The sequence below is a fragment of the Streptomyces sp. NPDC041108 genome (assembly GCF_055592645.1).
Genome location: NZ_JBVIYK010000036.1, coordinates 1 through 22,926 on the forward strand (window position 1 = coordinate 1; position 22,926 = coordinate 22,926).

Consider the following 22,926-nt stretch of genomic DNA (forward strand, 5'->3'; position numbering starts at 1 on the left):
GGAATCTGGTCCTTGCTCCGGCGCAGCACTACCGCCAACGTCGTCTTCACCGACCGCGACCACCTCGTCGAAGCAGTCCGCAGCGGCCTGCGCCAAATCCAACGACAACCCCACCTGATCGACGGTTGCCTCGCCGAAACAGGCCTCCCGCTTGATGCGACAACTCAACGGAAAGGTCAGTAACAAAGGCGTTGGACGTGGCGGTGGGTGATCAGGCAGGTGGCGAGGCCGAGGAACGCTTCGTGGATGTCGACGCGTCGTTCCCAGCGGATGCGCAGGCGGCGGAAGCCGTGCAGCCAGGCGATCGTGCGCTCGACCACGTAGCGGAAGATGCCCAGGCCGGAGCCGTGTGGCTGGCCTCGTTCGGCGATGACCGGGCGGATGCCACGGGCCCAGAGCAGTCGGCGGTATTTGTCGTGGTCGTAGCCGAGGTCGGCCAGGAGCGCGTCGGGCCTGCGCCGGGGCCGGCCGACGACACCGGCCACGGCGGGGACCTTGTCGAGCAGGGGCAGGAGCTGGGTGACGTCGTTGCGGTTTCCGCCGGTCAGCGACACCGCGAGCGGAATGCCCTGGCCGTCGGTGAGGACGTGGTGCTTGCTGCCCGGCCGTGCGCGGTCGACCGGGCTGGGCGCGCTTTTGGGCCACGCCGAGCGGCCCGCACGTGGGAGAAGTCGATCACCGTTCGCGACCAGTCCAACTCTTCGCCGCCCGCAGCTTCTTCAGCAGCAACAGGTGCAGTTTGTCCCAGACACCGGCCACGTTCCAAGCGGCCGGACGCCGCCAGCACGTCATGCAAGAGTCCGTGGGTGCCGCGCAGCAGGACGACCTGGACGGCGGAGCGCCTCTCCAGCAGTCCCGCCAGCTGAGCCGTGCACACTACGGCGTGCAGCGCGCTCTCCGGCAATGCTCCCTTCAGGCCCACGTCGTCGGGGTCGCCGAGGGCCTCCAGCGAGCAGGCGAGCTGGTCGCCCTCGGTAGCCGTCGCCAGGTAGCCCTGGGGGTCGTCGCCCTTCGGGTCCCAGGTGATCTCTGCGGTGTGGCCGGTTGGCGGGCTTTATGAGCTTGGCCTGAAGGCGATCACCGGCATGTCTGGGATCAGGGTTTCCAGGTGCGCAGGAAGGAGGCGATCCGCTCGGCGGTGCAGCGAGGGTTGTTGAGCTCGTGAGCGAGTGCTGTGAGCTGTTCGCGGGTGGGGTTGACAGAGATGTTGCTGGCTTCGAGGTACATGACGGCGACGGCGCAGGCGACGGTGAGGTTGGAGCGTTCCAGCCAGCGGCAGCGGCCCAGGGTGTGCACCAGGGCGGCGGCGCGGGTGTAGGCGCCGTCGTAGACGGCCGTGTCGAGGAGTTCGCCGCGGTGGCGGGCGACGGCGGCGATGGGTACGCCGTAGTCGTCGGCGGCCGGGTCGCGGTGCCCGGCCCGTTCCGCTGCTTCGAGGATCCAGGATTCGTCAACGTGCAGGATCACGCGGCGGCGCCCGGCTGCTGGTCGTATGGGGCGTCGAGCTGTTGCTCCAGGTCGTCGAGGAACGTGCCGTGCTCTTCGATGAGCCGCTGGGCTGCCGCCATGCCGGCGGCGCGGGCGCCGGTGGTGTCCTCGATGATGAGCCGTTCCACGTACTTGTTGAAGTCCAACGAACGGGAGCGGGCGGCGGCCTTGCCGGCCTCCAGCACGCTCTCCTCCAGCCTGACCTGTGTCTGCTTCTTCATGGAAGTCACCCACCCATGGTAGCAGGGTGGTAGCAGGTCAGGTTGGACGCGAGAGCGGTTCGCCGTGGGCGCTGCCACTCCAGGCGGACACCGGCTGGCACTCGAGCCCGTTCCGGCCTGCGCCCCGCCGGCACACCGGCCCTCCCGGCCTCCCGCAAGCCCCAGGGGCTTTTGAACCCCAGGCCAGACGACTGCGGCGGGGCGGCTCAGCTGTGGTAGCGGATGTAGCCGTCGCCGTCGGGGTCGGATCCGCTCTTGGTGTAGGAGTGCACGTCGGCCCGGCTGCCGGAGGGCTTGTACAGGTAGATGGTGTCGCGGTCGTTGTTCCACAGGAAGTTGCAGTTGTCGCGGTAGACCACGTTGTACTTGTCGGAGTCGCTGCCGTGGCCGCCGCGCAGCTTCACGTAGTCGCCGGGCTCGAGGTAGTGGTTGGCGGGGAAGGTGAAGGGGGTGCCGGCGGCGTCCTTGACGACGTAGCCCTTGAGGTTGACGGTCGCCGTGGAGGAGTAGTTCTTCACCGTCAGGTACTCGGCGTCGGTGTTGCCTGTGGAGCAGCTGTTGGAGTCCCGGCCGGGCGCGTCGTACTGCACCCCGCGGACCTTGAGCGCCGAGCTGTACTCGGCAGCCTGGGCTGACACGGCGGGTACCAGAGCGGCGAGAGTGCCGACGGTGACGGCTGCGGCCAAGGCGGAATGCTTACGCAAGGGAATGCTCCTCGACAGTGGGACGAACGGTGTTGCATATGGGGGACTGCTCGGTGCCTGCATCAGTTGCACTCTGGAGGAGTTGTCACCCGTTCGAGTGGCAGAGGCCGGGCTCGGTGTAACGAGCGAGGCTTCTCGGGCCGGGGCTACAGCTTTTGCTGGATCCAACAGAACACCAGGCCGACGATGCCGGCCCCGGCGGCGTAGGCGGCACCGCGAAGAGCGCTGGAGAGCATCGCGTGCGAACGACGCCGGATCCAGAGCAGCAGCCTCTTCACAAGGCCAGGGGGCTGAGGACTGGGGGCGGACATTGGGTCTCCTGAGGGTTGATGTGCTCGTAGGGCACCGTGGCTCAAGTTCCTCGAAGGTCGGGAGGCTGTCGGGCGGGAGCGGGGGTCAGGCGGCGTGACCGGCGCAGACTCGGCAGCTGACGGCGCCAGTGATGAAGTCCGCGTAGCGGATTCGGCTGATCTGTCGGCACGTCCGGCGTCGGCACCGGACCGTCCAGGGGACTCTGCTTCCCCGGAAGCGTTCTTCGGGGACGAGCCCGGCCTCGCGCAGGCGTTGCTCCGCCTCGGCTGCCTGCAGGGCCCACTGGCGGGCGTCACCTCTGGTGGCGCGTCGGCTCTCCGTATGCCGTACCCGTTGCCAGGTCTCGGCCCAGAGACGGAAGCGCGCCTCCGGGACCTGACAAGCAGTGAGGTAGGCGAAGAGCTGCTTCCTCGACATGACCGGCTGATCCCGCTCCCGGATCCGCCACGCCGTCGATCGGTACAGAGGGCCGAACTCACGGATGCGGGCCTTGGCGCGCCGTTCCATCTCACTCGCGGACGGGCAGCCGTTTATCTCCCAGACCCGCCTGAGCGCCAGTCCAAGTTCGCCGGTGCTCATGATCTGCGGAAGAGGGCGTGCTCTTGTCAGGTGCTGCTTGCGCCCGCGCTGCGAGGCCTTCCTCCACAAGGACTCGATCTGTTCCCCGTCCAGGCGGCAGACAACTGAGATGGCATGTGCCATCTGAAGCGTCGGCAGGCCACGGCCCGACTCCGCGCGCTGGATCGTCCCGATCGACGTGCCCACCTTGTCGGCGACCTGCGCACGGGTCAGCCCGCAAGCGGCTCTTCCCTCCCGCAGCGCCGCGGCCACACGGCCGTTCCAGCTGTCCGGGTTCGGGATGGGCGACATCGGACGCCCCATGAGCGCCACCGCGCTACCCGAGCGTCGGCGCCGGAACCTGTCCTCCGCGTGTGACGACCCATATCACGGCATACTGCAGCATGAAGTGCCCTTCCTCTGCCGCGTGCACGGTGCTGCGCACCGCCGCGCGGTACCGGGGTACCCGAACTCTGGCTCCAACCAATACCGGCAGCACAACGGGTGGCTCCGCCGCACCGCGGTGGACAGAATCGTGCCAGTGATCGGACAGTCCAAATGCCGGTCAGAGGTACTAAATTCGTATCTGTCGCACCCGCCGGAGACAGGGCAAAGCGGCAACTTCCCTTATTGCATACCGCCTCGCCCCACGATGCTCTGACGCGACCCGCGTCTTCTCGGAAGGGCAGCAACTCAGCGTTGAGCCATGGCCAAGTGGTGGGCGTACTTTCATCGAATTCGTCCCAGATCCGCTTGCTGCCATCGCATCGTGCTGCAACCATCCGCACATCTGCCCCTCCCCAGGGGCAGGCCCTGACCTCCTCTGGCTCCAACCAGCGAACAGGGACTTCACGGAACGGGCGGTGGCTCGCCCCTCCAATAGGCGCAGGCCGGGACCAACAGGTCCCGGCCTCGTCGCTTCCTCCCGGTGGCCGCGACCGGCTCCCCGGGGAACAGACCGCCGGCGGAAGCATGAGACGACGATGTGACTTACCGCCCGAGCGGGTGACCGGCAGACGGATCTCCAGGCGGCACACCCATTCCCGGCCCGCTACGAAGATCGCAGCCTGTTCGTGGTCATCAAGAGGAGCCTCACTCATGCGTCTTCCCCGCGCAGCCAGTGCTGCGGCCGCCGTCGTCTCCACCGTCACCGTCCTGCTCGCCCCAATGACCACGGCGTACGCCGCCGCCCCCGGTGACACCGTCGTGCTGCCCGTCCGCGACGCCCTCCAGGCCCTCACCGTCCAGGACGAGGACAGCACCGGATACGAGCGCACGAAGTTCCGGCACTGGATCGATTCCGACCGCGACTGCTGCCACACCCCGCAAAGAGGACCTCCTGGAGGAAGCCGTCACTGCTCCCGAACAGGGTGCCAACTGCGCGCTGAGCGGCGGTTCCTGGTACTCCCCGTACGACGACGCCCGCTTCGACCAGGCCCGCGCCCTCGACATCGACCACCTCGTCCCCTCGCCGAATCCTGGGACTCCGGCGCCTCAGGATGGACCACGGCCGAACGCCAGGCCTACGCCAACGACCTCGACGACCCCCGCGCCCTCATCGCGGTCTCCGCCACCAGCAACCGGTCCAAGGCTGACCAGGACCCCACCACCTGGCAGCCACCGGCCGAGGGCTACCGCTGCACGCACACCGCCGACTGGATCGCCGTCAAGACCCGCTGGGGTCTGGCCGTCGACCCGGCCGAACAGGCCACGCTCACCGAGGTCCTCGACGGCTGCCCGTACGAGACCATCAAGGTCACCCTCGCCCGCTGACACCAGCAGGCGATTTTCGAGGGGGGGGGCTTGCCGGACCTCGCTCCAGGCCCAGCAAGCCGATCGGCCAGGCGTCAGCTCCGTGGCTTGGTCGGCGGCTGCTGGGTTACGCCAGTACAGGGCCTGCTCCTGGGCCGGTTCCTCGGGGGTCGGTTCCTGGTCGACGACGGGGTGTGGGCAGTGCGCCTCGCCCGCTCACCGGCCAGAGGCGCTGGGGTTCACCGCCCCAGTGCGGCGTACGGTCTGGGATCCGGGCGAGCCCAGGGTCGTTATTGGGAGGCTCGGTGTCAGTGCCTCGTGTTTTGATCGCATCAGTTCGGCGTGGACACGCCAGACAGAAGTGTCCGCGCCGGTTCTGACCATGCGTCAAACACGGGGACACAACATGAGAATGCGAGAAGTGCTGTGTACAGGCGCCGTCGCAATGACGGTGCTCGGCAGCCTGACCACCGCGCAGGCGGCGGACAACGGTTCGGATGATCTGCGGGTGGAGTCGTACGTGCTCCCGGTCGGAGCCGCGAAGCCGTCGCTTAAGGACCTGCAGAGCGGGCGGGGAATGGAGCGGCTGCGGCAGCTGGCAGGTCAGTCCGAGCCTGGGGTGGGTCTGGCCGCGGAGACGGTGGGGCCGGCGGCCTCGTACGCGCCGCTGTCCCGTAGGGCATCCGGAGCCCCGGCGCCTGTGGAGCAGACGCTGGAAGGGCCGTCGGTAGGACCGATGGCGACCACTGCCCCGGAACCTGCGCGGACGATGACGTTCGAGGAGTGCAAGAAGGGACTGGGCAGCAGCAAGGCGTTCTACGTGAAGTCCCGGTTCGCGGTGTGCAACGGGGCGTCGTTCCTGCAGACCTGGGTGCGCAACAACCAGCCGGTCGGCGAGAGCATGTTCAACGTCCGGGTGGTCGGCACGATCGCCAAGAACAGCCGCACGATCCACTTCCAGTACTACTTCACCGACTTCGTCACGACCGGCACGACCGGCGCGGCCGCGATGCCGATCACGACGAAGGGCAACATCCCGCAGAGCTGGCCGGCCGGAGCACGCTACACCCGCGGCGGCAACAAGCCGGGCACATAGACGTTCACCCAACTGAAAGCGCTGCGCACGTTCAGCGAGACGGTGAACGCCAAGCCGGGGCAGGGCCAGAAGGGAACGGGCCTGAAGGGCAAGACGGATTTGCTCTTCGCGGTGTACGAGCCGGCCATCAGCTACACCCCGCCCGCGGGGTGGACTCTGAGCGGGAGCCGGGGCGGCAAGCTGTTCATGCTCGCACCGCGCTGGGAGACTGCGCCGTACCTGGCCAACTCCACCGGCGGCGGCAAGCCGGACAAGAAGGGCGCGGCCACCTTCAGCTACGTGCCGACGCTCACCCTGAGCGCCAAGGCGGGAGCCGACGAGCGCGCCGAGGCCCAGCACATCAGGCAGGCGTTCCTGGTCCCGGAGGACACCAAGCCGTACATGTCGGCGAAGAAGGTGCCTGGTCAGACGGCCAAGGATCCGTTGCACCGGACGGTGAGCGAGGCTCGCAACGACAGGAACCGCGGAGAAGCGGTCAAGCAGTGCAAGCGCTACTGGGGAGCCAATTACACCGTCGGCGGGACGAAGGAGTGTGACGAGTACCCCTTCGCGAGCACCTATGAGGGTGCCGCGGAGAACTACTACGACGAGGAAGCGAAGAAGTTCAACTTCTCCGCGAAGCCGATCGCGAAGGACGACAACCGGGCAGGCGGGCTCATTCTGAAGAGCTTCTACGCCAAGAACCGCATCCTCGACGGCCTTGACGGCAAGGACGATCTCGACGGCTTCATCGTGAAGATCGTCAGCTGATCCGGTTCAGAATGCGGCGGCAGCGGGCCACTGACCGGGGCCCGCTGCCGCCGTCTGTTCACGATCGGGCCGGCCAGAACTGCACGAGGTAGCGCTCGACACCATGTCCGGTACCTTCGCCCTCCGACAGAGCCGCAGCGGCGGCGCGGCCCGTGCAGCTGACACGCACCCGCCACGATCCGCCGACATCAGCCAGTGTGATCAGGGCATCAGACCGGCCGGTGTGCATGGACCACACGGCCACCTCACCACTGGTGGAGGCGAAGTCGGCTTCGGCCTGCTCGTCCCAGCCGGCCGGATCCGGCGCTGCCGGAGGCCCGTCCCATACCTCGACCGCGACAGCGGCGGTGTGGGTGTGACCGCCGCTGGTGATGTCCAGCCGCCCAGGATGCGTACTGAGAAAAGCATCGAAGTCGAAGTCGTCCGGGAACGGGACGGGCAGGTCGGCGTCATCGCTTTCCTGCAGCCCGAAGGCGTGAAACCCCACATAGGCATCCACATGCTGCTTCCGGACAAGCTCAGCCACGAGCCCCCCTCACCTCAGACAACACGTCACCTTCAAAACTCTAGCCCCATCGTCGACTTCGCCGCGGCCTCCACAGGCTCCTGACGATTCGAGCTATCGCAGCTATTGATCCGAAACTCAAAGGGTTCTATTCGAGGATGTAGCGGACGTGCGGGCCGCCGAAGTAGCCGCGGACGATGTGTGGCTGGCGTTGGCGGCGGTGGAAGAACCGGCGGGTCTCGGTGGCGAGTTGGGCCTGGTCGCGGGCCCGTCTGTGCATCGGCAGGCTCCGTTTGAGGTCGGCGTTGACCAGCTCGTCGGGGTTCAGCTCCGGCGAGTACGACGGCAGGAAGTGCAGCTCGACGCGGTCCGGGTGGTCGGCGAGCCAGGTGCACAACTGGCGCACGGGCGGCCGGGTCGACCACTCGCCCCTGCTGTGGGCGGCCATGACCTGCGTCGTCACCTGACGAGTCACGGGCGGTGGGGTCATGACAGGCTCAAGGCGGCCTCGATCTCCCGGGCCAGGGCAGCGGTCGCCGCCTCGCAGGCCCGGCTCCGGGTCCGAAACGCTTCCTCCCAGCTGTCCGGCTCGCCCTGTTCACGCCGGTGGTAACGGTCCTCGGTGACGCGGTCGAGCGCCAGAAGAGAGTCCTGCAGCCGGTCTGCCGCCGCCCGGACCTCCGTATCGTTGGTGAACACCTTCGCCGCTGTCGACATCGCCGCGAACTCCTGCCACTGTCCGACCTTGCGGCGGCGGGTCTCGGTGCGCACCTCCGCCTCGACCGAGAGGGAGAGCGCGTTGTGCAGATCCCAGGTGGCCGACTGCCACAGGGAGGCGCACTTGAGAAGCTGAAAGTAGACGTCACGCTTGTTGTCCAGCCTCCACCGCAGCTGTGCCGCGTCGAGTTGATCACGCGTCTGCCGTCGCTGCGACCTGGCTGTCACCGATCCCGCCCAGACCGCGCCACCGGCGCCCAGGGACGCACCGAGAAGACCGACCAGCCCGGTGAGCAGTTCAGATGCCATGCCGTCATCATCGGCCGAGCATGAAGAACCCAACCAGACCACGGGGTCGAGGCTTCAGGTCGCGGTCCCGCTGGCCCCGTTCTCATCGGCCCTGTTCTCGTATAGCTACGGCGAACGGACATGTAGCACTGTGTGACGCTCGGGGCTGAGGTCATCGTGAGACTGGTGAGCTCGCATTGGAAATCGATGACCGCCGCACTCGGCTCCGGTGCACGGCCCTCTGCCCGGCGGACCGCCTCGTGCAGGCGTTCATGCAGTTCGCTCACCAGCCCCGTATCCCGCCAGCGGGCGAAGAAGGCATACACACGAGGCCAGGGCGGGAAGTCCGCGGGCATCGCCCGCCACTTGATGCCGTTGTCGACGACGTAACGCACTGCGTCGATCATCTGCCGGTGGCAGTAGCCCTCAGGACGGCCGCCCCGGCCCGCCAGCCAACCCGGAACCGGCATCAGATCCCGCACCAGGAACCACTCGGCATCGCTCATGTCCGAGCCGTATCGAGGCCGGCGATCCGGCCGGTCGGCCGCGTTCCCGAACCTGTGGGCGAGACAGTCACACCCACGAGTGGACGGACTGGACCCGGCAACGCCGACCACGCGACACTTCGACAACAGGGCCTCTTGCTTCTCGCTGGACTCGACAACCGCGAGCTACCAAGAGGCCCTTCTTCCATGCCTGCCGACCGGCCAACTCACCCGAACCAGCATGCTGTTCGAACCCCGCCGACCACGCGAGCGGATAGCGAACAGCCAGTTAGCCGAAGGTGGCCTTGAGGGCCGTCGCGGCGTCGCACAGTCCGTTCAGGTCCTGTAGGTAGTTCCGCATGTCGTTGGTGCCGTCGCCCTGGCGGACCAGCCAAGGGTTGCGGCCCGGCTTCAGGAGCTGGTCGACGGCTACCTGGCCTGCGCTCTGTGGGCCCGCGGCGATCCAGTCGCCGGTCGGCAGGTCGCGGCGTACGTGGTTTTGGAGGGCGGACCAGTTGGTGATGATCTGGGCCCGCCACCTGCGGGCCGTGCCCCAGTCTGTACTGACGCGGCTGAGGGAGCGGAGCGTGTCGAGGGGGAGTCCGGACGCAGGGGGCAGCAGCAGTGCTCTGAGGGGGCCCATGAAGTCGTCGATGGCCTGGTCGCGTTCGTCCCGGCGCAGCAGGTGGATGGCGTTGGCCTTGTCGAGGAGTTCGGCGGCGGCGGCGGTCAGGTCGGCGAGGGTGGTTGTGGTGAAGGGGGAGAGCAGCGTCTGTTCAAGGGCGGCGACTTCGTCGGCTGCGCGTTGGAGGGTTTGTGCGAGCTGACGGGCCTCGTTCTGGGTGTGGGCGAGGTTGTTGAACAGAAGGACGGCGGTGGGGCCGCCGAAGCAGAGGCCGGTGACGCTTGAGGTGAGGTTGAGCAGGAACTCGTGCCCGTCCCACCAGCCTGTGTAGTCGAGCACCATACCGAGGGCGAAGAGAACGATGCCGGCGGGGATGAGAACGCAGGTGAAGCGCTGGATCTGGCGTGGTGCCTGTGTCCACCAACTCGGCAACAACTGCACGGCGGCCCCCCGGGTTGATCGTGTGGTGGAGGGACGTTAGCGCACCGCGACCCGCCCGTGACGCCGTGGTCAGACTTCGGCGCTCAACTTTAAGGAACAGACCGGCCACCGTCACCAGGCGCAAAGGGGTGGCTGAGCGCCGTACGGACGGCACGGAACGGCGCTTGTCCTACCTTCCAAGCGTGGGTCTGAGCTGGCTCATGCCGGGAGCCTAGAAGCCGAGGCCGGGAAGACCACGGGCCGCTTGACGGGAAGCGGCGACTGCCAGCAACGGCTCACGTGCCTTCGGGTTCCTCTGCTCGTCGAATCTCGCACTGATCAAGCAGCCGGGCGAAGTAGCTGTAGGCGGCCAGCCGCTCCATGCCCTCCTGTTCGGTCAGCTCATCGCGAGTGTGCGTCGCGACGTTCCTGACTGTGAGGTTCAGTCCGGTCGCGAGGTTGTTCAGCGCGCCGGCCAACGGTGCCAGTCCTCCGCGCATGCTCTTGGCCGTCTGGTCTTCCGCCGGACCGGGCCAGGCAAGCTTGGGCTTGCCGAGTTCCGGGTCTCCGGCGGAGAGGGCCTGCTGCCAGAACGAGGTGTCGGTCACGTCGTTGCGGCCCAGGCGTTCCTTCCAGTGCACGGTCAGCGCCTCCGACGCCTCCCGCACCGCGACCCGGTATTGGTGGGTCGTCCAGTGCGCGGCCGCCGCTGTCCAGATGACCTCATGGAGTTCGGAAGGAGCGAATCCCGGCGTCGCTGACTCCGCCGCCTCCTCCGCCTCGCTGATCATCATGCTCAGACGGCCCCGGACCCTGGCCGCCGTGGCACGGACCTCCTGAGGCGTGAAGAGCGCCCTCGGTGCCGACATCAGCGACCAGTTCTCGATCGGGTCAACGACACCGATCCCGGCAACGCGCATACTCGCCCCCGTGACGGCGACCGCCCGCGCAGCGGCCCCCGCAGCCTCTGCAACGTCGAGCTCAAGCGTGCGGACCGCCGCCTGGTCTTGTCCCTCCTTGGACCAAACCGTGGGGTACAGCCCGCGTGATTGGACGTGGTCCGACTCCTCCTGGGTCTCCATCCAACGCCCGAAGACCTCCTCGAACCGCTCCACAGCGGCCAGCAGCCGCTTCAAGTAGTCAGCGCCGTACGTCGCCACCCACTACCCCCTCCTCTGATCGCGTCTGCCTGACACCGAGAGCCTAGAAGGGACCAGCGCGGCAGCTGCTTACGGTAGGACCGTGATACCCCCTTCCAACGACCGACCCGCACCGGTGCCGGTTCGGGTCGTGCTGCCCGCCGATCCCCTGCTCGGCACCGAGCAGCAGGAGATCGTGGCGCGGCTGTGGATGCGGCGGCAAACCGAGACGAGATGGGCCTACCTCGTGGGGCTGCCGTCCTACCGAGACCGTGAGGACGGCAAGGTGGAGGCGGCGGAGTACCGGGTGTGGGTGCGCGCTCCCGACCACGTCCGGCCGGTCGACGGCGTCGACTACGAGCAGGTCGTCACCGAGAAGCTGGAGCGGTCGCCGCAGTCGGTGGTCCGTGAGGTCCTTGGGGAGCGCCGGCCTTCGGGCTGGGTGCTTGCGAAGGTGCGCGACGGCCGCGGCCCGGCCCGGTCCGTCCTGCACGCACCGGACTGCGAGGAAGCGCCGGCGGGCGCGCCGCTACTCGATGTGGACCGTGCCCTGGACGCGGCAGAGCTCCCGGGGACCCGGCTGTGCACGCTGTGCGGAGCCGCACAGGAGCTGACGCCTCTGCTCCGCGGCTTCGACCACATCACCGACTCCGCCCCCGACGACTCCTGACCCCGGCCGCCTCACCGTCGGCGGCCCTGGCGCGGCGGCCCCGCCCGGCGCGCAACACCGGCGAGCGCGCCCGATCCCCGGCAGCGTCCACGCCGCCCATCTCGCCCTCCCACTCCTCAACTCCAGCCAGGCATGGGCGAAGGGGGTCGCAACGGGGATGTCAGCGGCCCGACCACGCCGTACGCCCGTGGTGACCTGGGCGGACTCCTGGACCCGGTGAAGGCCTGCTCAACCTCTACCGCAACGCCCAGCGCAACCCCTCGCGCAACCTCTATCGCATCATCCAGCGCAACCCTCTGCCGTACTCGGTTGGGTGAAGAGGGCGGGATCGCAGAACCTTTGCGGACGCCGGGGCGTAGTTGCGTGCATGGGGCCGATCAACGAGGTACATGTGGGAGAGCCGGGGCTTGCCGTGGTGGAGATCGCGGCGTGCGACGACCAGACTGCCTTCGCCGTCCAGGAGTTGCTCGCCGGACGGTGGGCGACTTCAACGGCCGACCGAACGACACGGGATCCGGGGCAGCCCGGCGTCCGGTTGCGCTGCTACCTGGACGTGCGCCAGGAGCTCAGCTCGCCGCATCGGGCAAGCGTGCCCGGCGAGGTGTCGTAGGGCGCTGACCTGCCGTGGTCGGGGTGATGGTCGGTGGTGCCCAGACCGTGGTCGGGCCGGTGGCCGGGTGCGCGCACACGGTTTGCGGACGGACGGGCCGGGTGGAAGGCATGGGGCTGTGACGTGGACGCTGCCGGAGCCGATGCTCGCCGCCCCCGTGTCCGACCCGGCCCTGCTGCCCGGGTATGCGGGAGAGCCCAAGTGGGATGGGTTTAGGGCTCTGCTGTCCGTCGACGCGGGCCGGGTGGTGCTGCGCTCGAGGCGAGGCACCGAGATGGCGGCATCGTTTCCGGAGCTCGTGGCCGGGGCCGTGCAGCTACCGGACGCGACCGCGTTGGACGGCGAGCTGGTCGTATGGGATGCCGCGGGCCGCCTCGCGTTCGAGCGGCTGCAGAACCGGCTTGCCCGGCGCGGAGCCGGTGCGGCCCGTGCGGCACAGGAGTGGCCGGCCCACTTCGTGGCGTTCGATCTCGTGCGGCTGTCCGGGACAGACACAACTGGATGGCCCTACCGGCGGCGCAGGGCCGCCCTCGAGTCCGTGTTCGCCGCCCGCCGGCTCATCGCGCCGTGGGTGTTGTGTCCGTCGACCACCGACCCGGACACCGTGCGCGAGTGGTTGACGTGGACCTCAGTCGGAATCGAGGGGGTGCTCTTCAAGCGGCTGGGCGATGCCTACCGGCCTTCGCAGAGAGGCTGGCAGAAATACAAGGTGCGCGAGACCACGGAGGCGATCGTCGGTGCTGTCACCGGCTCTCTGTCCACTCCCCGTGGTCTGCTGCTCGGCAGGTACGAAGACGGGCGCCTGCAGTACACCGGCTGCACCACCACCCTCACCCGGACGGCGAGCGCTGCGGTCGCCGGCCAGCTCACTTCGGCGCAGCACGGTCATCCGTGGACGGGCTGGTCGTTCTCCGCCGCTTGGGGCAGCCGCGAGACACTGAACGTCACGCTGGTGGAACCCGAACTGGTGGTGGAAGTCGGCGTCGACGTCGCCCGCGACGCTGCTGGCCGGTGGCGCCACCCCGCCCGCCTGCACCGCGCCCGCCCCGACCTCTCCCCCGCCGACGTCCCCCTCTGGACGCCACCGCCGCGCTGACGGCCGTGACGGCACAAGCGGTCGGTCCGCTCCGGGGGAGCCGCTGATTCGCGGCCGTACGGGTGACGCACCAGGGGATCCAATTTCCGCTCCGGACGGCGCGTAGCAGCGCACCACCCGCTGGTCTGCCGTGGTCGGGCTCACGGTCGGGGCGATGGTCAGGGCGTGTCGCCGGAGTAGTAGAAGCGGCAGCTGAGACCGGGGCCGGGTGTGCGGGATTCGCCCGGGTGTGGGTCGTACAGCGACCGGCCTCCGGGGAACTGCCCGACCTCGGTAGACAGGGCCACCCCGTCGTCGACTTCCACGGTCCGCCAACCGTGAATGTCCAGCAGCAGGCCGTCCAGCGGCCCGCCGACCAGTTCGGCGTAGGTCCGGTGCGGGAGCGGGCCAGGGTTGGGGGCGTCGTGGTCCGCGCCGTAGACGCGGCCGTTCGGCAGCTGCTCGTCTCCGTTCATCCGTCCAGCCTCGCAGCCGCCACCGACAACGCGGCTCTGTCCCAGCCACGTTGAACTTGACCGCGCTGCGGGGCGGCCGGCCACCTCCGGATCATGGCCCTGCCTTCCGCCGGTTACCCGTCTGCCGCTCCGCTCAGTTGTCGCTGTTCCTCTGATGAACGGGGCGAGAGTGGCTCCGTATCTGCCATGCCCTTCAGCGCTTCGTATGCCACGTAGCCCTCGTGCCACCGGCGCAGGTATCCCTTGCGTTCCAGCGCGATCAGCTGGTGAGCGACGGACGAGACGCCGGACAGACCCACGGCTTGGCCGATCTCCCGCATAGATGGCGGATATCCGCGCCGCTGCACGGAGTCGCGGATGACCTCGATGACCTTCCGCTGTCGGTCCGTCAGACCCGGGTGCTCGGTCCGGCCCTGTTGAGGCGCCGTGACCGGCGTACTGCGGGGGCTGGCCTGCAGGGCCGACGGGGCAGGGGAATCAACCTTGATAGCCGGAGGCTGGACGTTTTCGCTGTCCTGCAGGGCCGCCAGGAGGCGCTGGTAGCGCTCTGCAGCTTCGGCGTGATGGTCGGCAAACAGTTCGTCGATCGCCTGAGCAGCCTCCTGGAGGCGCTCGCTGATCCTCATGCGTCTCCCCCTTCCTTGTCGTCCCCGAGCATCGCCTCAAGGGTCTTGCGGGCCTGGTGTACATGGGCGCGGACCGTGGCGGGTGAGGCGCCCATGATCGCTGCGATCTCCTTGTATGGCAGTCCGAACTGTTCGCGCAGCGCCACTGCTTCCTGCTGCCGGCGCGGAAGCTTGCTGACAGCGGCGAGGATGTCGAGCCGCTGATCGCTAGTGGTGATGGGGTCGGGATGGGCCGTGGTGTCGTGTAACGCGTCGGCACCCATGAGGATGCCGTTGCGCCTCCGCGACTCGCGGGCGTCCTGCAGTCGTTGGCGAGCCACCTTGAACAGCCAGCCCGTCGGGGGATCCATCTTGCCGACGCGGTCCCAGTACCGGAAGGCGCTGACCATGGTCAGCTGGGCGGCGTCGTCCAGGATGCCGGGGTCGGCTTCTTGCCAGATCAGATACCGGCGCACCATCGGCTCATAGTGGCGAAAGAACTCTTCGAAGCCCGCCGGGCCGTATTGCGCTGTGCTCGCGGCGGGCTGACGCCCGGGCGGTGGGGCCGGGTCGGACGCAGTCACTGACGGCCGCCTTTCCTGCGGGGCCGCGCGAGGGCCGGGGCGACCTCGTAGGTGCGCTGACGGCCACTCTCGTCAACTTCGTCCACGCGCCCGCCGTGGGGAAGCCGATCCAGGATCTCCACTGTGGTGGCCCGGCGTTCCCTCTCCGATGTCGCAGCCGCGCGTCCCCGCGCCAGCTCCAGCAGGATTTCCCCCAATCCTGTACGCCCGCGTCGGTTCATCAGCCGCATAGCCAGTGCCAGCGCGAACACAGCGCCGGATCCGACCATCGTGGCAACTTCTCCGCCCATCCCCAGCCCTTCCCTTGAGAGCCGTTCCGGGCCGCGCCGATGCAACCCACGCTCTCGTCTCACCTCACATAAGGGCAGGGCCCCCGGGAACGTGTAGCCGGGATCGGGAAAAAACGTCCATCGCTCAGTGTTCGGCGCCCTGGCCTGCCGTGGACGGGGCGATCCGCAGCATGGTCGGGCTCGTGGTCGGGATGCGGCCACGAGCCCGACCATGCTGCGATGCGGGGCTACCGGTTCTGGATGGTGCTGCGGTCGATGCGGCCCTGGAGCGTGGGCGGCCAGTCCCGTTCCAAGGCTCGTGGTGGTGGCGTGGTCGTCGCGGCGTACCTGCAGGATCACCGTGAAGTCCCGCCTCTGTCTCTTGTGCTCACCGTGCCTTCGGCAACGCGTCCAGCGGGCACCGTGCCTCCCCGGCGCCGCGGCCGGCCACGCGCCATACCGGCTCATCGGGCCCCTGTCGGGTCAGCTGTGCCAGCGTCGTGGTCGCCACGATGATCCGGTAGTTCACGCTGTGGACGTGCTGGGCGCGCTGGTGGAAGGTCGCTTCCCGGGTGGCCGGGGCCGCGCGACGCGGGGCGGGGGCGAAGACGAACAGCACCGGCGGGAAGGAGCGCTCAAGGGACGGCCCGGCGTAGGTCTCCTGCCAGTGGCTGCGCGGGGCCCGGGCGGCGTTCCCGCGTCCGGTCGCCGGTGCGTTGCGGTAGGCGTCGTAGCGCTCCAGTTTGGCGATCAGGCGGGCGTAGGACATGGTGCGGTCGATCTCCACGAACGCGCTGGAGCCGTTGTTCAGGAGTACCACGGCGTCGGGCACGAGGTCTCCGGCCGGAGTGGGGTGGGCGACTTCCACCTGCCAGTCGGCGTGGTCGGCCGCCTCCGCCTGGTGGAAGGCGATGACGGTGTCGACGAGGGCAAGGCCGTGTTCCCGCAGGCCCGTCTTGCCGGTGGCGCGGCCGGCCCTCGGCTGAAGAACGCCGGAGGCGGCGGCTTCGGCGAGACCCGCCGGGGTGCAGTACCAGTAGCTCTGCTGGGCGCGGTGGGTCCGTCCGACCAGCACCGGGGATTCGGCGAGCAGGTTGCGCAGCGCACGCCGGACGTGGTCGGTGTCCTGCTGGTGGGGAAGCAGCAGCGCCTTGAGCTGGCGGGGTGTGGCAAGGCGCAGCTGAGCGAGGGTGAGCAGGACCTCGCCGCGGATCTCCGCTCCGGCCTTCGCCGCCGTCTTGTGGGCCCGGGACGCTTCTCCAGGTACATCAGTAGTAGGAGAAGAGAAGTTGCAACCGTCCGGGGCGGGCGAATCCGGGTTCTGATCAGCGACAACGGTCAGACGGCGGCTCGGGGCTGCGGGGCTGGGAGCGGGGCTTGCCACAGGGCTCACTGCGGGGCTCGCTATCGCAGCGGTACTCGCCGGAGCCGGCGGAGTGTGCGGGGTGGGGGCGGTGGTCATCGCGTCCTCGGATTTCTCCGGCCGCACGCAGCCGGATCGGCAATCGTCCGGCCCACACGCGAATCTGCGCACGAGCCGGAGCCACCGTGAGGGAGCACCCCTTGTCCGCGGCCTGTTCATCCGAGCCAGCGATGTCCGTTATGACCCTTGACCACTCCTTGACCGGACGGGTCGTCCGTGGCTGATGCCACACCGCCCGGCGGGAGTTCAGCGGCCCGACTGGGAAGCGCCCTCCACCAGTTGGACGACGACATCAAGGATTCCCTGGCCGAACGCCGTGGGAGCGATCAGCACGCCGAAGACCAGCACGATGACGACAGTCAGCTTCTCGTCGAACCGGCTCCGAGCCTGCGTACGCCGCCGCAGCCGCACGACGATGATGACCGCCAGCAGAACCGCCACGTTGATCGTCAGTAACACCCGGCCAGCCCTCCCCCATCAGACACAACCGTCCGCCGACCTGTGTAACCCCACCCACTCCACATGGCGGCCCGATTACTGATCCTTGGCGGCAAAACGCTTCTGCCCGACTGAATTCACGGCCTTGACCAGCCCATACAGTCGCGCACCGCAACGTGCGCATCGGTCACATCCCGGCAGTCGGCTCGGTGACTTCGTTCCTCGCCCCGCCGGACGGTCCCCCGACCTGGACCGCCTCCCCGAACAGCGGCAGCGATCACGGCGCGGTCGTAGCGCAGTGGCCCGCGCGGGATGGTCCCACTCTCCTGGTTGAAGCAGCAGACCTCTCCCAGCAGGCAGAGCAGCAGGGGCGGCAGGGGCGTCGCGCCGTCGTGACAGCGCACGATTCCATACAACGGGCCCCGGGGAGGTTGCCTCCCCAGGGCCCGTTGTATGGAGGGACGAGGGTCAGATGTCCCCGGGCACTGTGGCGGTGAGCCAGTCGGCGGCTTCGGCGTCGGTCATGAGGAGCACCTGCGTCTGGTGGGCGGTGCCGTCTTGGACGACGTGAACGTGGGCCGGACGGGCGCTACAACTCGCACCACTCTCCCAGATCCTCAAACGTCCCAGTCAGACAGAAGTTCTGAACAATATTCCAGGCGTGGTGGACGCTCAGTACGAAGTCTCCCGCGAAAACTGCCAGATCATCGATGATTGGAACGTCAACCGTTGTTTCTGGTGGAAGCGTGCCATCCCCCGCAAGGAGGAACACGCTCTCATCGTCGGTGTGCGTCGGTGCGGACCCAGGTCTCCTTGTCGTTGTTGACGCTGTGACTTTCTCCTCCCGGGCGGTTCCGTCGAGTTCCTTCTCACCGTTCAGGCCGCGCATGTAGAGCGTGGCCGTGTGGCACCGCACGGCAGTTACGACGTGCTCAACGACCCTGGCAAAGGCCATGTGGGCCGGGAGCATCGGTTGGTGTCGATCTCGCGCAAGTTTGGGCCGACGGGCTGCGAGCTTAGGACTTATCTTGGCCCTGGGTCACTTCTCCCGGGTGAAGCGGACGTCGAGGCTGCAGGGGTCGTCGGGGTCCAAGGTCGCACAGAGAGTCTTGCCGCCGTCCACGACCGCGAAGTCGAGCAAGCAGCCCCAATCCATGTACTTGCGGGCCAGTCCGAGGCCGATCCAGGAACCCGACTTCGCCGTCTCGGCCCTGTGGCTTCCGTTGGCGTCGTCGACGAAGAAGCCCCAGGCGCCGCTGGATTTCCCGCCGGGGCAGTCGGCCGTGGCGAGCTTCTTGGAATCGAGGCCCGTGGCGGTGAACTCCCGGTCGGCGGAGAAGGAGATCCTTTCGCCGTCCGGTCCCTTCCAATCCCCCACGATGTGCTCTGCCGGGACCTCCTCCGTGTCCCCGGTGGCGGCGCACGCCACCGCCAGCAGAAGGGGAAGCAAGGCGATGGCAGCCAGGAGTCCGGCCCTCCGGTGATTCTTGAACACGATGACATCCTCGGGTTGACCAGGCCGCCGGGTGACCGGTCCTGGTAGAAGCCTTCCTTGCTGAAGCGGATCACCGCCACGGGGTCCTCAACCCACTCCAGCACCCTCTGGATCACGCGCTCGCCAGCCGGGTGCACAGTCCTCCGCATGAACGAGGAGCTGCTCCACGAAGCCCCCTGCCCGCTGCGCCGCCGCCCCTTCGTGCCGCGCGACCGTCGACGTCCGCTCCACCAGCCACACCCCGGCGCAAACGGACAAGGTTCCGCCCTGCAACAGGTGCGCGATCGACACGGCCCGCGCACAGGCCGTCGCCCATCCTTCTGCGGCCATGAGGGCAGGTTCTACGACGCGGGAACCTGCCCTCGTGGCCAGCGAGCCGGCTACAGCTCTCCTCGTGCCGAGGTCAGTCGGTAGGGGCGGTTTCACGACCCTTGTGCTGGAGGAGCAGCTGCAGCATCTTGTCGAACTCGGTCGGCGGCATCCTGTGGATCAGGTACATCGCCGCCATCTGTCCATCCTCGTAGGGGAAGCGCTTCGGCTGCTTGCCCGCGCTCTGGTCGTCCCCAGGTGGGTCGTCGTGTGGGCGTGGTTCTGGGACGGACTGCCCGTTCGTGTCTGACTGTTCTTGGTTGCTCTGTCCCAGCTGCCCTGCTGCGGGCTCCCTACTACTGGGTGGTCGACCCTCGTTACCTTGCCGGTGTGCGGCTGGTTCGCTGGTCTCGGCGGGCGATTCGTTCGAGACGCCCTCCTCTATTACGCCGTAATTGCCGTCGGTCGTCTTGGTGCCGTGGGCGGCAGACGTCTCGGTCGCCTCAGGCTTCCTGGAGCGCTCTCGCTTGGCTTCTTCTTTGCGGGCCCGTTGCTCCTTGAGATCTTCAAGAGCCGCTTCCTGCTCGGCGGCCGGCTTGTTACCCACGGCGCGCAGCAAGTCGATGGGCTCTTTGCCGATCCGGGCCTGGAGTTCCGGTGTGAGGTTGAGGAGGGCAAGGCGTTGCGAGACCCAGCCTTGGGAACGGTGGAGCCGCTTGGCGAGGGCGGTCTGACTGCCGTGGATGGCCAGGAGGCGTCGAAGGGCTCGGGCTTCGTCGAGTTCTTCGAGGTCTTGACGGTGGATGTTGGCGACGAGGGCGGATTCGAGGAGTTCTTCGGATGTGGTGCCCTGGTCGTCGCTGACCATGATCTTGACGGTCGTGAGTTTTGCGTCGCGGGCAGCTGCGAGGCGGCTGCTGCCGTCGATGACGACGTGGGTGGTGTCGGGTTCGAGGTCTGCTTCGCGGTCGGGGTTGGCCTTGATGTAGGCGTCGCGGTTCATGACCGTGATGGCCTGCTTCTGGCCGTGTGTCGACAGGCTGCCTGCGAGGTCGGTGAGGTCGCCGAGGGCGGAGCGGGGGTTGTCGGGGTTGAGGCTGATGCGGTGCGGGGGGAGTTCGGTGGGGGCGGCAGCGCCGTCGGTGGGGACGCCAGTGGCGGCGGCGACTGCCTGTCGGCGGGCGCTGATGGGGCGTACTCCCCCGCCGAAGCGGCCTGCACCCAGTTGATCGGCCTTGCTCATGCGATCTCCCGGGCCAGTGCGCGCATGCCGATCGCCTGCTGTGACTTGGGGGCGTATGACAGCAGGGGTTGCTTCATCCGAACTGCTTCCTTCTGTTCCTTGAGGTCGCCGATGAGGCCGACGACCCGGGGATCCTTTATGTCGACCCACCCCTGTAGTGAGGAGGTGGCGATGAAGCCCCGGCGAGAGTCGTAGAGGTTGACGACAATGCCGAGGTAGTCGATGTCGACTTGGAGGTCTCCGCGCAGGTCATCGATCTGTGTGGTGAGCAGTTCGTAGGCGTCGGCGGAGCTGTCCTCTGCCTGCACGACGATCAGGGCGCCGGACTGGCCTGGCCTTTCGCCGTCGCGACGGCGGCCGTAGTAGGCCGCGGCGTCCATGCTGAGGCCAAGGCTGGGTGGACAGTCCACGAGGATCACGTCGTAGTCGGCTTCGAGCGTGGCGAGCGCGCGTTCCAAGGCGGCTTCGCGGGCTCGCACAGCGGACAGGCGCACGTCGAGGAGGAAGGCGTCATTGCAGGCTGGCAGGAGGTGGAGTCGACCGTCGAAGACCGTGTCGTCGACGGAGACGATGAGGTCCCGGAGGTCGCCCTTGGGGTCTCCGGCCATGTGGTTGGTGAGGCTGTCGCCGTTCATCGGCAGGGGTGACGCCCCGAGTTGGTTGGTGAGGTGGCACTGCGGGTCGAAGTCGACGAGCAGGACGCGCAGTCCGAGGCCTGGCAGGTTCTCGATGTCGAGCGGGTCGCTTGCCGGGGACTCGTCGGAGTGGGCGTCGCTCGCGCGCAGGGCCTTGGCGAGCGCCTTGGCGACCCGAACGGCGTAAAGGGCGTTGGGGTCTTCGGCGAGTGCCTCACCGAGGCCGGCGGTGATCGCTGTCTTGCCTACGCCGCCCTTCTGGTTGCACACGATGATGCGTCGGGTTACCTCGGGTCGTGTGACGTCGGGGGCGGGGTTGGCGTCGAGCCAGAGCTGGACGGACTGGGCTAGGCCTTGGATGAGGGAGACCCCGCGGTCCGATGCGACTTGGCGGAACTCCTCCCACTGGCCGGGAGGGAGGAAGGTGGAGAAGGAGTCGGCGCCCGCGGTGTCGACTGTGGCTGTTGCGGAGGCCAGGCTGCACCAGTCGCGGATGCCCTGTTCGACGGCGGCCTGGATCTCGATGCCGTGTTGCGCAGCTCTGACTTTGAGGTTCTGCCGGAGCCATCCCGGCAGTTTGGAGACGACCTTCTCGCGGTCGCTGGAAGTGGCTGGAGAACTCATGGCTGACACCTTACTAACGTCCATGATCCTTAGCTGCATCGACACGTTAGTTAGAACACTTGTGAGGTATCAGTTGCCTTGCCCACGGACCGGACACCTATTAGGGCGTAACACCACACCTCCTGCTACGGCGGGGCCCGGCCCGCGCTGCGTGGGTGGCCGCTGGCACTCGCAGTCGGCATCGGGCCCTGCCTATTACGCCGTAATAGGCAGGGCCTGGCACCTGTTCGGCACCAGGACAGAGGCCAACTGGCAGGCATCGCCCACCACTGAGCGACATCCAGCGTCGTCCACACACGGACACAGCGACGCCGACTCGGTCCGACCGGCGTCGGCGCTCGTCGCGAAACGCGGGGGGAGAGCCGGTCATTCAGAGCGACATCGCGGGCGAGCAGCCAACAGTTTGGCCCTCATGGGCAGGTGGCACTCGCGGCGGCATCGAGCCGGGTCTATTACGGCGTAATAGACCCGCGGCCCGTCACGTGTTCCGACGCTACCCGGACAGAGGCGATTGTCCTGTCTCATCAAAGTTAGTCGTCTGCGTGGCGCTGACCTGCCTGAACTGGATTGGGTGGGACGCGTGGGCTCGGTTCGTTGAGCAGCCTGCGCGTCTGTCCGTCTCATGTGACCTCAGTTGATCCGGTTCGCCTGAGACGACGTCGATGGATCGTCGCGGTGCCGTATCCACCGATGCCGCTGGCTAATTCCCAGGTCAGCAGCTTGCTTTGACGGGCAGGATCGGGGCCATGTCGATGGATGCGTTGGTGGTCCGGGCCCTGGGCTCTGGGAGGACCTGGCCCGGGTGCCGGTGTCGTTCGCCCCGCCGGATGGTGTAAACGTGGTGGTCTCCTCGCGGTCCGGGCTGTGCCCAGTGGGCTGGGTCGGAGTGGCAGTTCTGGGCGGATCAGCGATCGTGAGCGCGCCGAGTGGCAGTGTCGCCGTGATCGTTCGTGACGCGCTGGGGAGGCTGCCGGTTGAGGCCGTCGTGGATAGCGCTTCGGTCCGGAGGGTCCTTCCGGTGTCTCGGGTGCTCGGGCCGGCGGCGCTTTCATATGTGTCCCCAGCCGGTTTCCGGCCGGTTGAAGCTGGCGCGTTGTCAGTGGAGCAACTGTCAGCCACTCACCCGGATTTGCGGATCTTGGAGCAGGTGGCTGGTCATGAGGACGCTGGTGAAGCTGGTCTGGACGAGATCACGTCGCCCGCGTTCGTGGCTCGCAAGCATGGCCAGGTGGTTGCTGCTGCGAGATATCGGGCCTGGCCGAGGCGGACGGCCCATATCGGCGTGCTGACGGCGCCAGAAGTACGAGGGCGAGGACTAGATGATTAGTTCCGATGTGGCTCAGTGGTCGTAGGCGGTCAGGGACCTGGTGATGGGTGCGCCGATGGTGCGGTTGTGCCAGATCGCGCAGG

General features: G+C 67.9%; 22 protein-coding genes and 5 pseudogenes. 7 read left to right on the top strand and 20 right to left on the bottom strand.

Translation table 11 applies throughout. From position 1 onward, the window contains the following. Positions 1-183, top strand: a pseudogene (locus ACZ6BB_RS41275) (hypothetical protein); the annotation flags it as partial. On the opposite strand, the pseudogene ACZ6BB_RS41280 reads toward ACZ6BB_RS41275, so the two are convergent. The 5 genes and pseudogenes from ACZ6BB_RS41280 to ACZ6BB_RS41300 form a co-directional block, all read right to left on the bottom strand. Beyond that, positions 177-789: pseudogene (locus ACZ6BB_RS41280) on the bottom strand (IS5 family transposase); the annotation flags it as partial. The pseudogenes ACZ6BB_RS41275 and ACZ6BB_RS41280 overlap by 7 nt on opposite strands. A 306-nt stretch (positions 790-1,095) precedes the next feature. Then, positions 1,096-1,467 carry a fic family toxin-antitoxin system, toxin component gene (locus ACZ6BB_RS41285; protein ID WP_471620230.1) on the bottom strand — a complete coding sequence of 124 codons (372 nt, stop codon included), beginning with the start codon at positions 1,465-1,467 and terminating at the stop codon, positions 1,096-1,098. Further along, positions 1,464-1,709 carry a hypothetical protein gene (locus tag ACZ6BB_RS41290; protein ID WP_365672279.1) on the bottom strand — a complete coding sequence of 82 codons (246 nt, stop codon included), beginning with the start codon at positions 1,707-1,709 and terminating at the stop codon, positions 1,464-1,466. The genes ACZ6BB_RS41285 and ACZ6BB_RS41290 overlap by 4 nt, the downstream gene beginning before the upstream one ends. 206 nt (positions 1,710-1,915) lie before the next feature. Next, complete coding sequence (locus tag ACZ6BB_RS41295) at positions 1,916-2,413, bottom strand: lamin tail domain-containing protein (RefSeq protein ID WP_471620231.1); 498 nt, start codon at positions 2,411-2,413, stop codon at positions 1,916-1,918. Between the two features lie 396 nt (positions 2,414-2,809). After that, complete coding sequence (locus ACZ6BB_RS41300) at positions 2,810-3,595, bottom strand: helix-turn-helix transcriptional regulator (RefSeq protein ID WP_471620232.1); 786 nt, start codon at positions 3,593-3,595, stop codon at positions 2,810-2,812. A gap of 786 nt (positions 3,596-4,381) precedes the next feature. Here ACZ6BB_RS41300 and ACZ6BB_RS41305 point away from each other — a divergent pair. The 3 genes and pseudogenes from ACZ6BB_RS41305 to ACZ6BB_RS41315 all read left to right on the top strand — a co-directional run bounded on the left by ACZ6BB_RS41305 (position 4,382) and on the right by ACZ6BB_RS41315 (position 6,881). Continuing rightward, a pseudogene (locus ACZ6BB_RS41305) lies at positions 4,382-5,056 on the top strand (HNH endonuclease family protein). A gap of 424 nt (positions 5,057-5,480) precedes the next feature. Further along, positions 5,481-6,131, top strand: a complete 651-nt coding sequence (locus tag ACZ6BB_RS41310) for a hypothetical protein (protein WP_471620233.1) — start codon at positions 5,481-5,483, stop codon at positions 6,129-6,131. Between the two features lie 42 nt (positions 6,132-6,173). Further along, positions 6,174-6,881 carry a NucA/NucB deoxyribonuclease domain-containing protein gene (locus tag ACZ6BB_RS41315; protein WP_471620234.1) on the top strand — a complete coding sequence of 236 codons (708 nt, stop codon included), beginning with the start codon at positions 6,174-6,176 and terminating at the stop codon, positions 6,879-6,881. A 58-nt stretch (positions 6,882-6,939) separates the two neighbouring features. Here ACZ6BB_RS41315 and ACZ6BB_RS41320 read toward each other — a convergent pair whose 3' ends face one another. The 6 genes and pseudogenes from ACZ6BB_RS41320 to ACZ6BB_RS41345 form a co-directional block, all read right to left on the bottom strand. After that, on the bottom strand, positions 6,940-7,407 hold the full coding sequence (locus ACZ6BB_RS41320) for a hypothetical protein (RefSeq protein ID WP_471620235.1): 468 nt from the start codon (positions 7,405-7,407) through the stop codon (positions 6,940-6,942). Between the two features lie 127 nt (positions 7,408-7,534). Further along, a pseudogene (locus ACZ6BB_RS41325) lies at positions 7,535-7,774 on the bottom strand (transposase); the annotation flags it as partial. A 98-nt stretch (positions 7,775-7,872) separates the two neighbouring features. After that, on the bottom strand, positions 7,873-8,412 hold the full coding sequence (locus ACZ6BB_RS41330) for a hypothetical protein (RefSeq protein ID WP_471620236.1): 540 nt from the start codon (positions 8,410-8,412) through the stop codon (positions 7,873-7,875). Further along, complete coding sequence (locus ACZ6BB_RS41335) at positions 8,328-8,897, bottom strand: transposase (protein ID WP_471620237.1); 570 nt, start codon at positions 8,895-8,897, stop codon at positions 8,328-8,330. The genes ACZ6BB_RS41330 and ACZ6BB_RS41335 overlap by 85 nt, the downstream gene beginning before the upstream one ends. Before the next feature lie 268 nt (positions 8,898-9,165). Further along, positions 9,166-9,942, bottom strand: a complete 777-nt coding sequence (locus tag ACZ6BB_RS41340) for a hypothetical protein (RefSeq protein WP_471620238.1) — start codon at positions 9,940-9,942, stop codon at positions 9,166-9,168. 275 nt (positions 9,943-10,217) lie between these two features. Further along, positions 10,218-11,081: a TIGR02391 family protein gene (locus ACZ6BB_RS41345; protein ID WP_471620239.1), complete on the bottom strand. Its 864-nt coding sequence runs from the start codon at positions 11,079-11,081 to the stop codon at positions 10,218-10,220. Between the two features lie 115 nt (positions 11,082-11,196). Here ACZ6BB_RS41345 and ACZ6BB_RS41350 point away from each other — a divergent pair, with 115 nt between their 5' ends. From ACZ6BB_RS41350 to ACZ6BB_RS41360, 3 genes are all read left to right on the top strand, one after another. Next, on the top strand, positions 11,197-11,730 hold the full coding sequence (locus tag ACZ6BB_RS41350; protein ID WP_471620249.1) for a DUF6233 domain-containing protein: 534 nt from the start codon (positions 11,197-11,199) through the stop codon (positions 11,728-11,730). Positions 11,731-12,097: 367 nt separating this feature from the next. Then, positions 12,098-12,340, top strand: a complete 243-nt coding sequence (locus ACZ6BB_RS41355; protein ID WP_471620240.1) for a DUF6207 family protein — start codon at positions 12,098-12,100, stop codon at positions 12,338-12,340. 118 nt (positions 12,341-12,458) lie between these two features. Beyond that, entirely contained in the window at positions 12,459-13,436 is a 978-nt protein-coding gene (locus tag ACZ6BB_RS41360) for an ATP-dependent DNA ligase (protein WP_471620241.1), read from the top strand. Positions 13,437-13,594: 158 nt separating this feature from the next. On the opposite strand, the gene ACZ6BB_RS41365 is transcribed toward ACZ6BB_RS41360, so the two are convergent. The 9 genes and pseudogenes from ACZ6BB_RS41365 to ACZ6BB_RS41405 form a co-directional block, all read right to left on the bottom strand. Beyond that, positions 13,595-13,891, bottom strand: a complete 297-nt coding sequence (locus ACZ6BB_RS41365; protein ID WP_471620242.1) for a hypothetical protein — start codon at positions 13,889-13,891, stop codon at positions 13,595-13,597. Positions 13,892-14,091: 200 nt separating this feature from the next. Next, positions 14,092-14,349 (bottom strand): annotated as a pseudogene (locus ACZ6BB_RS41370) (LexA family protein); the annotation flags it as partial. Positions 14,350-14,513: 164 nt separating this feature from the next. Then, positions 14,514-15,080 carry an RNA polymerase sigma factor gene (locus ACZ6BB_RS41375; protein ID WP_471620243.1) on the bottom strand — a complete coding sequence of 189 codons (567 nt, stop codon included), beginning with the start codon at positions 15,078-15,080 and terminating at the stop codon, positions 14,514-14,516. Positions 15,081-15,737: 657 nt separating this feature from the next. Beyond that, the gene (locus ACZ6BB_RS41380; RefSeq protein ID WP_471620244.1) at positions 15,738-16,733 is read right to left on the bottom strand and encodes a replication-relaxation family protein; all 996 of its coding nucleotides are present in this window, start codon (positions 16,731-16,733) and stop codon (positions 15,738-15,740) included. 285 nt (positions 16,734-17,018) lie between these two features. Further along, positions 17,019-17,231, bottom strand: coding sequence for a hypothetical protein (locus tag ACZ6BB_RS41385; RefSeq protein ID WP_187826770.1), 213 nt, complete (start codon positions 17,229-17,231; stop codon positions 17,019-17,021). Positions 17,232-17,799: 568 nt separating this feature from the next. Further along, positions 17,800-18,165, bottom strand: a complete 366-nt coding sequence (locus ACZ6BB_RS41390) for a hypothetical protein (protein ID WP_471620245.1) — start codon at positions 18,163-18,165, stop codon at positions 17,800-17,802. Between the two features lie 84 nt (positions 18,166-18,249). After that, entirely contained in the window at positions 18,250-18,705 is a 456-nt protein-coding gene (locus tag ACZ6BB_RS41395) for a hypothetical protein (RefSeq protein WP_471620246.1), read from the bottom strand. 403 nt (positions 18,706-19,108) lie between these two features. Next, on the bottom strand, positions 19,109-20,257 hold the full coding sequence (locus tag ACZ6BB_RS41400) for a ParB/RepB/Spo0J family partition protein (protein WP_471620247.1): 1,149 nt from the start codon (positions 20,255-20,257) through the stop codon (positions 19,109-19,111). Further along, the gene (locus tag ACZ6BB_RS41405) at positions 20,254-21,516 is read right to left on the bottom strand and encodes a ParA family protein (RefSeq protein WP_471620248.1); all 1,263 of its coding nucleotides are present in this window, start codon (positions 21,514-21,516) and stop codon (positions 20,254-20,256) included. Before ACZ6BB_RS41405 ends, ACZ6BB_RS41400 begins: the two co-directional genes overlap by 4 nt. Between the last annotated feature and the right edge of the window lie 1,410 nt (positions 21,517-22,926).

Coding starts and splice junctions, on each gene's coding strand:
- ACZ6BB_RS41400 (WP_471620247.1), bottom strand. CDS start 20,257: ATGAGCAAGGCCGATCAACTGGGTGCAGGCCGCTTCGGCGGGGGAGTA.
- ACZ6BB_RS41300 (WP_471620232.1), bottom strand. CDS start 3,595: ATGTCGCCCATCCCGAACCCGGACAGCTGGAACGGCCGTGTGGCCGCG.
- ACZ6BB_RS41405 (WP_471620248.1), bottom strand. CDS start 21,516: ATGAGTTCTCCAGCCACTTCCAGCGACCGCGAGAAGGTCGTCTCCAAA.
- ACZ6BB_RS41290 (WP_365672279.1), bottom strand. CDS start 1,709: ATGAAGAAGCAGACACAGGTCAGGCTGGAGGAGAGCGTGCTGGAGGCC.
- ACZ6BB_RS41310 (WP_471620233.1), top strand. CDS start 5,481: ATGACGGTGCTCGGCAGCCTGACCACCGCGCAGGCGGCGGACAACGGT.
- ACZ6BB_RS41335 (WP_471620237.1), bottom strand. CDS start 8,897: ATGAGCGATGCCGAGTGGTTCCTGGTGCGGGATCTGATGCCGGTTCCG.
- ACZ6BB_RS41390 (WP_471620245.1), bottom strand. CDS start 18,165: ATGGCCTTTGCCAGGGTCGTTGAGCACGTCGTAACTGCCGTGCGGTGC.
- ACZ6BB_RS41330 (WP_471620236.1), bottom strand. CDS start 8,412: ATGGCATCTGAACTGCTCACCGGGCTGGTCGGTCTTCTCGGTGCGTCC.
- ACZ6BB_RS41365 (WP_471620242.1), bottom strand. CDS start 13,891: ATGAACGGAGACGAGCAGCTGCCGAACGGCCGCGTCTACGGCGCGGAC.
- ACZ6BB_RS41355 (WP_471620240.1), top strand. CDS start 12,098: ATGGGGCCGATCAACGAGGTACATGTGGGAGAGCCGGGGCTTGCCGTG.